Origin of the sequence: Sphaerotilus hippei (genome assembly GCF_003201595.1) — a bacterium.
Classification (GTDB): Bacteria; Pseudomonadota; Gammaproteobacteria; order Burkholderiales; family Burkholderiaceae_C; genus Sphaerotilus; species Sphaerotilus hippei.
The window spans coordinates 254,565-266,438 of record NZ_QJJS01000002.1 but is presented as its reverse complement, the minus strand read 5'-3'; the positions used below and the strand labels follow the sequence as shown (position 1 = coordinate 266,438).

Below are 11,874 nucleotides of genomic sequence, written 5' to 3'. Positions count from 1 at the left end.
CCCCGTCAGGACGGAAGGTGAGCGGCGCCGAGCCGCGGCAACCCCTGCCGCAACACACCGCCGACGGTGTAGAAGGATCCGAAGGCCAGGATTCTATCAGCGGGGTCGGCGGCGGCCACGGCAGCGGCCAGCGCCTCGCTCGGGTCGGCGTGACAGGAGATGCGCACCGCCGGCAGCGGCGCGGCGCCGGCCGGCCAGGCCGCCACGGCCGCTTCGATCGCCGCGGCCAGCGCAGCCGCGCTGGCCGCCCTCGGCGTCGGCAGATCACAGCAGTACCAGCACTCCACCAGCGGCAGCAGCGGCGTGATCAGGCCGGCGAGGTCCTTGTCGGCCATCGCGCCGAAGACCGCGTGGGTGCGCGGATAGAACGCCATCTGGTCGAGGTTCTGCGCCAGCACCGCCACGGCATGCGGGTTGTGGCCGACGTCGAGCACCAGCGCCGGCTGACCCGGCACGATCTGGAACCGCCCCGGCAGCTGCACCGCCGCCAGTCCCTGGCGCACGGCCTGGGCCGTCACCGGCAGGCGTGAGCGCATCGCCTCGAGCGCGGCGAACGCCCCCGAGGCATTGAGCAGCTGGTTGGCGCCACGCAGCGCCGGATAGGCCAGCGCGTGGTGACGTCGCCCCCGGCCGGCCCAGCTCCACTGCTGACGGTCGCCGCTGTAGTTGAAGTCGCTGCCCTGCAGCCACAGGTCCGCGCCCAGGGCCTGCGCATGTTCGATGACGCTGCGCGGGGGCATCGGATCGGCCACCACCACCGGACGGCCGGCCCGCATGATGCCGGCCTTCTCGCGGCCGATGGACTCGCGGTCGCTGCCGAGGAAGTCCATGTGGTCGAGGTCGATGCTGGTGATGACCGCGCAGTCGGGGTCGATCACGTTGACCGCGTCCAGGCGCCCGCCCAGCCCGACCTCGAGCACGACGGCGTCGAGCGGCTGCAGCGACAGGCAGCGCAGCAGCGCCAGCGTCGTGAACTCGAAATAGGTCAGCGCCACCCCGTCGCGGGCGGCCTCGACCGCCTCGAAATGCGGCACGAGCAGCTCGGCGGCGACCACCTCGCCCTGCACGCGCAGGCGCTCCTCGAAGTGCACCAGGTGGGGCGAGCCGTAGACGCCGACCCGATAGCCGGCCTGGATCAGCACGCTCTCGATGACCGCGCAGGTCGAGCCCTTGCCGTTGGTGCCCGCCACGGTGAACACCGGCACCTCGAAGCGCAGCCCCAGCCGCTCGCGCACGGCCTCCACACGATCGAGGCCCAGCGCGATCCCGGCGGGATGCAGGCGCTCGCAGTGTTCAAGCCAACCGGACAGGGACATGCTCATGATGGACAGGGGGAAACCAGGCTTCGTCAAAGACAAAGGGCGTCTTCACGACGCCCTTCCAGAGGTGGCGGCGAACCGCCCGATCTCAAGCGACCGCGTCGGCGCTCTGTCGCTGCAGCATCGCCAGCAGGCTGGCGACCGTCGAACGCAGCTCGCGCCGGTCGACGATCATGTCCAGCGCGCCGTGCTCGAGCAGGAACTCCGAGCGCTGGAAGCCCTCGGGCAGCTTCTCGCGCACGGTGTTCTCGATCACGCGCGGGCCGGCAAAACCGATCAGCGCCTTCGGCTCGGCGATCACCACGTCACCGACGAACGCAAAACCGGCGGACACCCCGCCCATGGTCGGGTCGGTCAGCACGCTGATGTAGGGCAGCTTCGCCTTGCCCAGACGGGTCAGCGAGGCATTGGTCTTGGCCATCTGCATCAGCGACAGCAGACCTTCCTGCATGCGGGCACCCCCGGTGGAGGTGAAGCAGAGGAAGGGCACCTTCTGCTCGATGGCCATCTCGACGCCGCGCACGAAGCGCTCGCCGACGACCGAGCCCATCGAGCCGCCCATGAAGTCGAACTCGAAGGCCGCGACGACCAGCGGGATGCTCATCACCGAGCCGCCCATGACCACCAGCGCATCGGTCTCGCCGGTGGCTTCCATCGCCTCCTTGATGCGCTCGGGGTACTTCTTGCTGTCCTTGAACTTCAGCGCGTCGACCGGCACGACCTCCTGGCCGATCTCGTAGCGGCCCTCCGCATCGAGGAATCCGTCCAGGCGGGCCCGGGCGTCGATGCGGTGGTGGTGCGAGCACTTCGGGCAGACGTTGAGGTTTTCCTCGAGATCGCTGTTGTAGAGCACCGTCTCGCAGGAGGGGCATTTCACCCACAGCCCTTCCGGCACCGATCGGCGCTCGCTCGGATCGGTCTGCTGGATCTTCGGGGGCAGCAGCTTGTCTAGCCAACTCATGCGGTAACTCCTTGGAGCGTGTCGAGCGCTGCGCGGATCTCGCGCACAAAGCCGGCAGCCACCGGCACCACCCGCTCACGCGGCTCGTTTTCGATCAGCCCGATGATACGGGAGCCGATCACCACCGCGTCGGACACCCGTGCGACGGCCACGGCCGTCTCGGCATCCCGGATGCCGAAACCCACCCCCACGGGCACGTTCACCTGGGCACGGATGCGCGGCACCATGCGGGCCACGGCATCGGTGTCGAGGTGGCCGGCACCGGTCACGCCCTTGAGCGAGACGTAGTAGACGTAGCCCGTGGCGATGCGCCCGACCTCGGCCATGCGGGCATCGGTCGAGGTCGGCGCGAGCAGGAAGATGGCGTCCATGTCGGCCGCCCGCAGCCGGGCGGCGAAGGCCTCGCACTCCTGCGGCGGGTAGTCGACGATCAGCACGCCATCGACACCGGCGGCCTTGGCATCGTCGACGAAACGGTCCGGCCCGTAACACTCGACCGGGTTGGCATAGCCCATCAGCACGACCGGCGTGCGGCCGTCGGTCTCGCGGAAGCGCCGCACCATGGCCAGCACGTCGGACGTGCCGATGCGCTTGAGCAGCGCCCGCTCGCTGGCCCGCTGGATCACCGGGCCGTCGGCCATCGGGTCGGAGAACGGCACGCCCAGCTCGATCACGTCGGCACCGGCCTCGACCAGACCGTGCATCAGCTCGACGGTGATGTCGGCATACGGATCCCCCGCGGTCACGTAGGGGATCAGCGCCTTGCGGCCCTCGGCGGCCAGGCGGGCGAAGGTGGCTTGCGTGCGGCTCATCGTGCGGCTCCCTGGCTGCCCGACAGGCGCAGCTCGACGGCCTGCTCGCCGCCCTTGACACTCAGGCCCCGACAGGAGGGGCGACAGTAGAACTCGGCGCCGGACAGGTCGGCGACGGTGCCGATGTCCTTGTCGCCACGGCCCGACAGGTTGACCAGGATGTGCTGGTCCGGCCGCATCGTCCTGGCCAGCTTCATCGCGTGGGCCACCGCGTGGCTCGACTCGAGCGCCGGGATGATGCCTTCGGTGCGGCACAGGTAGTGGAAGGCCTCGAGCGCTTCCTGGTCGGTGATGCCGACGTATTCGGCCCGACCGATGTCCTTCAGATAGGCATGCTCGGGGCCGACGCCCGGATAGTCCAGCCCGGCGGAGACCGAATGGGTCTCGGTGATCTGGCCGTCGGCATCCTGCAGCACGTAGGTGCGGTTGCCGTGCAGCACGCCCGGCTTGCCCAGCTGCAGCGAGGCCGAGTGGCGATTCGTGTCCATGCCCTCGCCCGCCGCCTCGACGCCGATCAGCCGGGTCGCCTCGTGCGGGATGTAGGGATGGAAGATGCCCATCGCGTTGCTGCCCCCGCCGACGCAGGCGATCACGGCGTCGGGCTGCCGCCCCGCCAGCTCCGGCATCTGCGTCAGGCATTCGGTGCCGATCACGCTCTGGAAGTCACGCACCATCGCCGGGTACGGGTGCGGGCCCGCCACCGTGCCGATGATGTAGAAGGTGTTCTCGACGTTGGTGACCCAGTCGCGCATCGCCTCGTTGAGGGCGTCCTTGAGCGTCTTGCTGCCGGACTCGACCGGCACCACCTTCGCGCCCAGCAGGTGCATGCGGTAGACGTTCGGGCTCTGGCGCTTGACGTCCTCGGACCCCATGTAGACCACGCACTCCAGGCCGTAGCGGGCGCAGATCGTCGCCGTGGCCACGCCGTGCTGGCCGGCACCGGTCTCGGCGATGACACGCGGCTTGCCCATGCGCTTGGCCAGCAATGCCTGGCCGATGGTGTTGTTGACCTTGTGCGCACCGGTGTGGTTGAGGTCCTCGCGCTTGAGGTAGATCTGCGCGCCGCCCATCTCGCGGCTCATGCGATCGGCGTGGTAGATCGGGCTCGGCCGGCCGACGAAGTGCTTGAGCTCGCGCTTGAACTCGGCAATAAACTCCGGGTCGTGGCGGTAGTGCTCGTAGGCCTGGCGCAGCTCGTCGAGCGCGTGGCTGAGGGTCTCGGCGACGAAGCTGCCGCCGTAGATGCCGAAATGCCCGCGGGCATCGGGTTGGTCGTACTGGAACATGTCTTGGCCTCTTGGCTGCAGGGGGTGCCTGCGGCAGGAAATCAGCAGCCGTTCTGCGCCTCGAGCCGACGGGCATCCGCCTCGCGCACGGCTTCGCAGAACTGCTGCATCAGGGCGGCGTCCTTGATGCCCTTGGACACCTCGACGCCGGAACTCACATCAACGGCCCAGGGCCGCACCTGCAGCACCCCATCGATCACGTTTGCAGGACTCAACCCACCAGACAAAACGACCGGAGCGGGCACGTCGGAGGGAATGAGAGACCAATCGAACACCTTTCCGCCTCCCCCGTAACCCTCGACATGCGTGTCGAGCAGCACGGCCTGGGCGCCTGCAAACTGCTGTGCAAAGTTTAACAAATCAAAACCCGGTGCCATGCGGGCCGCCCGCATCCAGGGGCGTGGCACCCGCGCGCAGTCCTCGGGAGACTCGTCGCCGTGGTACTGCAGCAGCAGGCCGGGAATGGCCGAGCAGGCCTGCTCGATCTGCGCGACCGGCGCGTTGACGAACAGCCCCACCGGCGTCACGAAGGGCGGCAGCAGCCGCACCAGCTCGACCGCACGCTGCAGCGACACGTGGCGCGGGCTGCGCTCGTAGAACACCAGACCGATCGCGTCGGCACCGGCCTGCACGGCGTCGAGCACATCCTGCTCGCGGGTCAGTCCGCAGATCTTGATGCGGGTACGGCTCATTCCTGCACTCCTGTGTCACCGGGCAGCCAGCCGAAGGCCGCGGTGCGCTGCGGCAGGCCCAGGTCGGCATCGTAGATCGGCCCGAGGAAGTAGAGCCCGTCGGGGGAGAAGGTCGGCGCGGCCAGCGAGCGGTTGCGCGAGGCCAGCACCTGCTGCAGCCAGGCCACGTCGCGCACGCCGCTGCCCACCATGAGCAGGCAGCCCATCACGTTGCGCACCATGTGGTGCAGGAAGGCGCTGGCCTCGAAGTCGAAGCGCCAGTAGACGCCGTGGCGGGACACGCCGATGCGGCGCAACTCCTTGACCGGGCTGAGCGCCTGGCAGTGGGAGGAGCGGAACGCGGAGAAGTCGTGCTCGCCGATCAGGCACTGCGCGGCCTCGCGCAGGCGCTGCCCGTCGAGCGGGCGGAAGGTCCATCCGGCAGCGGCCTGCTCGATGGCCGGCCGCACCGGCGCCTCGAGCAGGATGTAGGCATAACGCCGTCCGCGGGCCAGGTTGCGGGCATGGAAACGGTCGGGCACCGGCTGGCACCACTGCACCGCGATGTCCGGGGGCAGGAAGGTGTTGGTGCCGCGCACCCACGAATAGCATTCGCGATGCAGGTCGGTGTCGAGGTGCACCACCTGGTTCAGGCCATGCACGCCCGCGTCGGTGCGGCCCGCGCACACAACGTGAATCGGCGCTGCCGCAAACTGCGAGAGCGCCGATTCGAGCTGGTCCTGAACCGTCTGGCCCCCCGGCTGGCTCTGCCAGCCGCGGTAGCCCGAACCGCGATAGGTGACTCCTAGGGCGAGGCGCAAGGCACCTCGCTCCGCAGCTCACTGCGCGTCTGGACGCCCATCGTCATCCCAGCGTGTCCCGCATGGCCTGGGCACGGATCTTCAGCGCACCCTCGGCGTTCTCGATGACCTCGTTGAGCAGGTCACGGGCGCCTTCGACATCACCGATCTGGTTGAACTCCTCGGCCAGCTCCAGCTTGCGTGCCAGGGGGTCGGCGTCGTCATCGTCCATGTCCAGGCCGTTCAGGCCGTCCTGCGGACCGGTATCCGGACCGGGGACGGACACGCCGAAGCTCGGCGCATCCAGATCGAGCGAGATGTCACCCAGGTCCATGCCCGGCGCGGTGGCCCGCGCATCGGCACGGGCCGGTGCCGGCGCCGGCACGTCGTTGAGCTCGAAGTCCAGACCGCCCAGGCCCGTGTCGGGTGCCGTGCGGGTGCTGTCACCCAGCGGCACGTCGAAGCCGGCCCCCGAATTCAGGAAGCCGCCGCGGGTGGAGGTCGCATCATCCATCTCGCCCGGCACGGAAATGTCGAGATCCACGTCCGCCGAGGCGGCCGAGGCATCGACGTCGGGCAGGCTGTTCTCGTAGCGCGAAGGCGACGGCACGATGGACTGGGGCATCGTGCTGGCCCCCAGCAGCTCACCACCCCGCTCGGGCGACAGGCCGGCGGTCGGCTGGCCGCCCGGCTCGTAGAGCGGATTGTCCGGATCGATGCTGCGACCCAGCTCCTGCGCGCGGGCCCAGTCCTCGCCCTGCCCGCCGGTCAGGCCGTACAGCTCGCCGGCCAGCAGTTCGTAGCCCTTGGTGTCGCGGCGCTTGGCGTAGACCTCCAGCAGCTTGGTGCGGATGGCCAGGCGATCCGGATTGGCTCGCATCGCCTCCTTGAGGATCTCCTCGGCCTGCAGGTCGCGGCCGTAGGCCAGGTAGACGTCGGCCTCGGCGACCGGATCGACGTCCCCGATCGCGTCGATCTGGCTGAGCGAGTAGCTCATCGACGACGGCGCACCGGTCGCGTCACGCGTGTCGATGCGCTGGCCACCGCTAGCACCGAAGAACGAATCGGGCTGGAGGCGGCTCTCGAGGAAGGAGGTCACTCCGGCCTCTTCCTTGCCACGCCCCCGCAGGCGGTACAGGCCCAGACCCGCCAGGGCGGCCAGCGCCAGGCCGGCCACGGGCAGCACCAGCGGATTCTCGGCCAGGCTGGAGAAGAACGACGGTTCGTCGTCACCGGTCGGCTCGGGCGCCTTGGCCACCGGCACCGAAGCCGCCGCGGCCACCGACGCCGGAACCTCGGGCGCGGAAGCCTGCGCCATGACCGGCGCCGAAGCCTCGACGGCCGCAGCGGAAGCGGCAGCCGACGCGGCATCGGCCAGCACCGGGGCGGAGGCCACCACGGCGGGCGCCGAAGCGGCCACGACCGCAGCGGACGCCGCCACTGGCACCGACGCGGCACGCGCCACGGCAGGTGCCGCCGGCGCCGAGGCGACCGCCGCCACCTTGGGCGCGGGCGCGGGCACGCTGGCCGGCACGGACAAGGTCGGGGCAGCGGCCGACGCGGCCTTGCCGGCCGCAGCCGACGGGGTTGCGGTGGCCGAGGCGGCCTGCAGCTTCTTCAGGGCTTCCAGGTTGCGGTTGAGCTCCTGGACCCGGCTGGCCGCTTCCTTCTGCGCACGCTCCTTGGCCACCTTGTCCTCGACCGCGGGTGCGGACGACGAGGCCGCCACGCCCTTGTCGATCTTCAGCCGGTCCGGCGACGGTGCGGCCGCCTGCTTGCGGTCATCGACCTCGGCCTGGACCTTGCCGGCGGACTTGCGGGCCGGCTCTTCGGCCACCGGACGCTCCTGCACGGCCTTGGCCAGGCGCTGGCGATAGGCATTGAAGTCGGCGCTGTGCGCCGTCACCACCTGACGCGCCTCTTTCGTCTCGACACCTTGCAGGTCGTCGGCGGAAGGCACGTTGAGCACGACCCCCGAACGCAGGCGGTTCATGTTCTTGCCCATGAACGCCGCCTCGTTGCCGCGGTAGAGGCCCACGAGCATCTGGTCGAGCGAAACGCCCGAACCCTGCAGGCGCGACGCGATCGACGACAGCGTGTCGCCAGGACGGACCTTGTACTGCTGGCCGTCGGCCGCGGCAGCCGGGGCACGCGCCGCCGGAGCCGCAGCAGCCGGCGCGGGGGCCGGACGCACACGCGGCTGGCTGGCCACGGGCGGTGCCGCCGGAGCCGGTGCGGCCTCGGCGACCGGAGCGGGGGCAGGCGCCGGAGCGGGCCGTGCCACCGGCGCGGGCGGCGCGATCGCCAGCGCGCCCGGCGCGGGCGCCGAAGCGGGTGCGCGCGAGGCCGTGGCCGGGGGATCGAACAGCAGGGTGTATTCACGCAGCAGCCGGCCGGTCGACGAATTCACCTCGAGGATGACGTCGACGAACGGCTCCTGCACCGGACGGTCGCTGCTGATGCGCAGGAAGGCGCTGCCATCGGGGCGGCGCTGCAGCAGCACGCTGGTCGCGGGCAGCACCGGGCTGTAGTCGATGCCCGCCACCCGGTAGGACTCGGGCGGCGCGACACGCGCGCGCAGGTTGGCCGCCTCGTCGGGGGTCAGGCTGGTGATGTCGATCTCGGCGCGCAGTGCCTCGCCCAGCGCGGACTGCACCGTCAGGCGACCCAGCCCCAGGGCCCATGCCGAAGACGGCAGCGCGCACAAGGCGGCGCTCACTGCGGCCACGGCCGCGATCTCGTTCAGAGCCGAACGTCCCGCACGTTTCATCTGAGTTTTCAAGGCGTCTCCCACGCTGCGAGGCAAACACCGTTTGCGCTCACCTCAGTCAGGCCGAGCAAACACTGCTCGGAATAAGCGAAAAGACAATAACATCAAGAGGATACAAAGACAAGCTCATGCAGAAACTGACGTTCTGCCCAGCCCGGCCCCGCGTGCACGATGTCCCGAAGGTCGTTGCCGGGTGGCAACGACCTTCGACCGACGGATCAGTCCGCCAGCAGGATGCGCAGCATGCGGCGCAGCGGCTCGGCCGCACCCCACAGCAGCTGGTCACCGATGGTGAACGCGCCGACATACTGCGGACCCATCGCCAGCTTGCGCACGCGGCCCACCGGTATCGTCATCGTACCCGTGACGGCCACCGGCGTCAGGTCGCGGATCGTGGCTTCACGCGTGTTCGGCACGACCTTCACCCAGTCGTTGTCCGCCGCCATCATCGCCTCGAGGTCGGCCACCGGCACGTCCTTCTTCAGCTTGAAGGTCAGCGCCTGGCTGTGGCAGCGCATCGCGCCCACGCGCACGCAGAAACCATCGACCGGGATGGCGGCCGAGCCGAAGCCCTCGCCCAGGCCGAGGATCTTGTTGGTCTCGGCCATGCCCTTCCACTCTTCCTTGGACTGGCCGTTGCCCAGGTCCTTGTCGATCCAGGGGATCAGCGAGCCGCCCAGCGGCACGCCGAAGTTGGCGGTCTGCTCGGGAGTCAGCGCGCGCTGCGTGGCGATGACCTGGCGGTCGATCTCGAGGATCGCGCTCTTCGGGTCGTCCAGCAGGGACTTGACCGAGGCGTTCAGCGTGCCGTACTGCGTCAGCAGTTCGCGCATGTGCTGGGCACCGCCGCCCGAAGCGGCCTGGTAGGTCTGGGTGCTCATCCACTCGACCAGGCCGGCCTTGTACAGCGCGCCCACGCCCATCAGCATGCAGCTGACGGTGCAGTTGCCACCGACCCAGTTCTTGCCACCCTTGGCCAGCGCGTCCTTGATGACCGGCATGTTGACCGGGTCCAGCACGATCACCGCATCGGATTCCATGCGCAGCGTCGAGGCCGCATCGATCCAGTGGCCGTTCCAGCCCGCCGCACGCAGCTTCGGGAACACCTCGGAGGTGTAGTCACCGCCCTGGGCGGTGAGGATGATGTCGCAGCGCTTGAGGGCATCGATGTCGAACGCATCCTGCAGCACGGTCTCGTTCTTCGCCATCGACGGAGCGCGACCGCCCGAGTTCGAGGTCGAGAAGAACAGCGGTTCGATCAGGTCGAAGTCGCCTTCGGCCACCATGCGGTCCATCAGCACGGAGCCGACCATGCCGCGCCATCCGACCAATCCTACGAGTGCCATTTCCAGATTTCCTTGTGTAGCGTTGTCCCGGACCCCTGCTCCCCGGCTCGTGTCGCCGGGGTCCAGAGTGGGGGCGAAACGAGACCGAGCTTCAGCTCTTGGTAATCGTTTTGCCGGTGATGGCCGCAACCACGGCATCACCCATCTCGCGCGTGCCCACCTTGTGGGTGCCTTCGCTCCAGATGTCCGGCGTGCGGTAGCCGGCCGCCAGCACCGACTTGACGGCCGACTCGATGCGGTCGGCAGCCTCGGGCTGTTGGAGTGAGAAGCGGAGCATCATGGCGGCGGACAGAATTGTAGCCAATGGATTGGCCACCCCCTTGCCGGCGATGTCCGGGGCGCTGCCGTGGCTGGGCTCGTACAGGCCCTGGCCCTTGGCGTTCAGCGAGGCCGAGGGCAGCATGCCGATCGAGCCCGTCAGCATCGAGGCCTCGTCGCTCAGGATGTCGCCGAACATGTTGCCGGTGAACAGCACGTCGAACTTCTTCGGCGCCTTCACCAGCTGCATGGCCGCGTTGTCCACGTACATGTGCTCGAGCTCGATGTCCGGATACTCCTTGTGCACCTCGGTGACCACGTCCTTCCAGAACTGGAAGGTCTCCAGCACATTGGCCTTGTCGACCGAGGTGACCTTCCTGCTGCGCTTGCGGGCGGCCTGGAAGGCCACGTGGGCGATGCGCTCGATCTCCGGGCGCGAGTAGCGCATGGTGTCGAAGGCTTCTTCGGCACCCGGGAAATGCCCGTCGGTGGCGATGCGGCGGCCGCGCGGCTGGCCGAAGTAGATGTCGCCGGTCAGCTCACGGATGATCAGGATGTCCAGGCCCGCGATCAGCTCGGGCTTCAGGCTCGATGCACCCACCAGCTGCTCGTAGCAGATGGCCGGGCGGAAGTTGGCGAACAGGCCCAGGTGCTTGCGCAGGCCCAGGATGGCTTGTTCGGGGCGAAGCGGGCGGTCGAGCTTGTCGTACTTCCAGTCGCCGACGGCGCCAAACAAGATCGCGTCCGAGGCCTGGGCCAGCTTCAGCGTGGCTTCGGGCAGCGGGTGGCCGTGGGCCTCGTAGGCGGCGCCGCCCACCTTGGCCTCTTCCATCTCGAAGCTCAGGTCGAGCACGTTCAGCACGCGCACGGCCTCGGCCACGATCTCGGTGCCGATGCCGTCGCCGGGGAGGACTGCGATTTTCATGATGCGTTCTTCAAAGTTCGGAAACGGGAAGCCCGGGCCGGGCCCGGGCACTGAGGATCAGCAGGTGCTCAGGACACCATCGTGTGGGCGAGCCACGGCTTGGTGGCCAGGCGCTCGGCCTCGTAAGCGGCGATCTTGTCCTTGTGGCGCAGCGTCAGGCCGATGTCGTCCAGGCCGTTGAGCAGGCAGTACTTGCGGAAGGCCTGCACGTCGAACGGGATCTCTTCGCCCTGCGGCTTGACGATCACCTGGCGAGCCAGGTCGATGGTCAGCTGGTAACCCGGGAAGGCCAGCACCTCGTTGAACAACTGGTCGACCACGGCCTCGGGCAGCACGATGGGCAAGAGGCCGTTCTTGAAGCAGTTGTTGAAGAAGATGTCGGCGTAGCTGGGCGCGATGATGGCGCGGAAGCCGTACTGGTCGATCGCCCACGGTGCGTGCTCGCGGCTGGAGCCGCAGCCGAAGTTCTTGCGCGCCAGCAGCACCGAGGCGCCCGCGTAACGCGGCTGGTTGAGCACGAAGTCGGGGTTGGGCTGGCGGCTGGCCGGGTCCTGGCCGGGCTCGCCCTTGTCGAGGTAGCGCCATTCATCGAACAGGTTGGGCCCGAAGCCGGTCTTGCGGATCGACTTCAGGAACTGCTTGGGGATGATCGCGTCGGTGTCGACGTTCTCGCGGTCCATCGGGGCCACCAGGCCTTGGTGCAAGGTGAAGGTTTGCATGGTCGTC

10 protein-coding genes are annotated in these 11,874 nt (G+C 68.9%); all 10 read right to left on the bottom strand.

From position 1 onward, the window contains the following. Positions 1-5: 5 nt before the first annotated feature. A complete protein-coding gene (gene folC / locus C7444_RS03240) occupies positions 6-1,322 on the bottom strand; it encodes a bifunctional tetrahydrofolate synthase/dihydrofolate synthase (protein WP_110399386.1) in 1,317 nt (438 codons plus the stop codon). Between the two features lie 85 nt (positions 1,323-1,407). Next, positions 1,408-2,280 carry an acetyl-CoA carboxylase, carboxyltransferase subunit beta gene (gene accD / locus C7444_RS03235; protein WP_110399385.1) on the bottom strand — a complete coding sequence of 291 codons (873 nt, stop codon included), beginning with the start codon at positions 2,278-2,280 and terminating at the stop codon, positions 1,408-1,410. Then, the gene (trpA, locus tag C7444_RS03230; protein ID WP_110399384.1) at positions 2,277-3,092 is read right to left on the bottom strand and encodes a tryptophan synthase subunit alpha; all 816 of its coding nucleotides are present in this window, start codon (positions 3,090-3,092) and stop codon (positions 2,277-2,279) included. The genes accD and trpA overlap by 4 nt, the downstream gene beginning before the upstream one ends. Beyond that, complete coding sequence (gene trpB / locus C7444_RS03225) at positions 3,089-4,378, bottom strand: tryptophan synthase subunit beta (protein ID WP_110399383.1); 1,290 nt, start codon at positions 4,376-4,378, stop codon at positions 3,089-3,091. Before trpB ends, trpA begins: the two co-directional genes overlap by 4 nt. A 41-nt stretch (positions 4,379-4,419) precedes the next feature. Continuing rightward, the gene (locus C7444_RS03220) at positions 4,420-5,070 is read right to left on the bottom strand and encodes a phosphoribosylanthranilate isomerase (RefSeq protein WP_110399382.1); all 651 of its coding nucleotides are present in this window, start codon (positions 5,068-5,070) and stop codon (positions 4,420-4,422) included. Further along, positions 5,067-5,870, bottom strand: coding sequence for a tRNA pseudouridine(38-40) synthase TruA (gene truA, locus C7444_RS03215; protein ID WP_110399381.1), 804 nt, complete (start codon positions 5,868-5,870; stop codon positions 5,067-5,069). Before truA ends, C7444_RS03220 begins: the two co-directional genes overlap by 4 nt. A gap of 43 nt (positions 5,871-5,913) precedes the next feature. Continuing rightward, entirely contained in the window at positions 5,914-8,577 is a 2,664-nt protein-coding gene (locus C7444_RS03210; RefSeq protein ID WP_245909387.1) for a FimV/HubP family polar landmark protein, read from the bottom strand. Between the two features lie 260 nt (positions 8,578-8,837). Beyond that, on the bottom strand, positions 8,838-9,965 hold the full coding sequence (asd, locus tag C7444_RS03205; RefSeq protein WP_110399379.1) for an aspartate-semialdehyde dehydrogenase: 1,128 nt from the start codon (positions 9,963-9,965) through the stop codon (positions 8,838-8,840). Positions 9,966-10,056: 91 nt separating this feature from the next. Further along, positions 10,057-11,148 (bottom strand): 3-isopropylmalate dehydrogenase, encoded by a 1,092-nt coding sequence (gene leuB, locus C7444_RS03200; protein WP_110399378.1) that lies wholly within the window; start codon positions 11,146-11,148, stop codon positions 10,057-10,059. A gap of 68 nt (positions 11,149-11,216) precedes the next feature. Further along, complete coding sequence (leuD, locus tag C7444_RS03195; RefSeq protein WP_110399377.1) at positions 11,217-11,867, bottom strand: 3-isopropylmalate dehydratase small subunit; 651 nt, start codon at positions 11,865-11,867, stop codon at positions 11,217-11,219. Positions 11,868-11,874: the final 7 nt, after the last annotated feature.

Coding starts and splice junctions, on each gene's coding strand:
- folC (WP_110399386.1), bottom strand. CDS start 1,322: ATGAGCATGTCCCTGTCCGGTTGGCTTGAACACTGCGAGCGCCTGCAT.
- accD (WP_110399385.1), bottom strand. CDS start 2,280: ATGAGTTGGCTAGACAAGCTGCTGCCCCCGAAGATCCAGCAGACCGAT.
- trpA (WP_110399384.1), bottom strand. CDS start 3,092: ATGAGCCGCACGCAAGCCACCTTCGCCCGCCTGGCCGCCGAGGGCCGC.
- trpB (WP_110399383.1), bottom strand. CDS start 4,378: ATGTTCCAGTACGACCAACCCGATGCCCGCGGGCATTTCGGCATCTAC.
- C7444_RS03220 (WP_110399382.1), bottom strand. CDS start 5,070: ATGAGCCGTACCCGCATCAAGATCTGCGGACTGACCCGCGAGCAGGAT.
- asd (WP_110399379.1), bottom strand. CDS start 9,965: ATGGCACTCGTAGGATTGGTCGGATGGCGCGGCATGGTCGGCTCCGTG.
- leuB (WP_110399378.1), bottom strand. CDS start 11,148: ATGAAAATCGCAGTCCTCCCCGGCGACGGCATCGGCACCGAGATCGTG.
- leuD (WP_110399377.1), bottom strand. CDS start 11,867: ATGCAAACCTTCACCTTGCACCAAGGCCTGGTGGCCCCGATGGACCGC.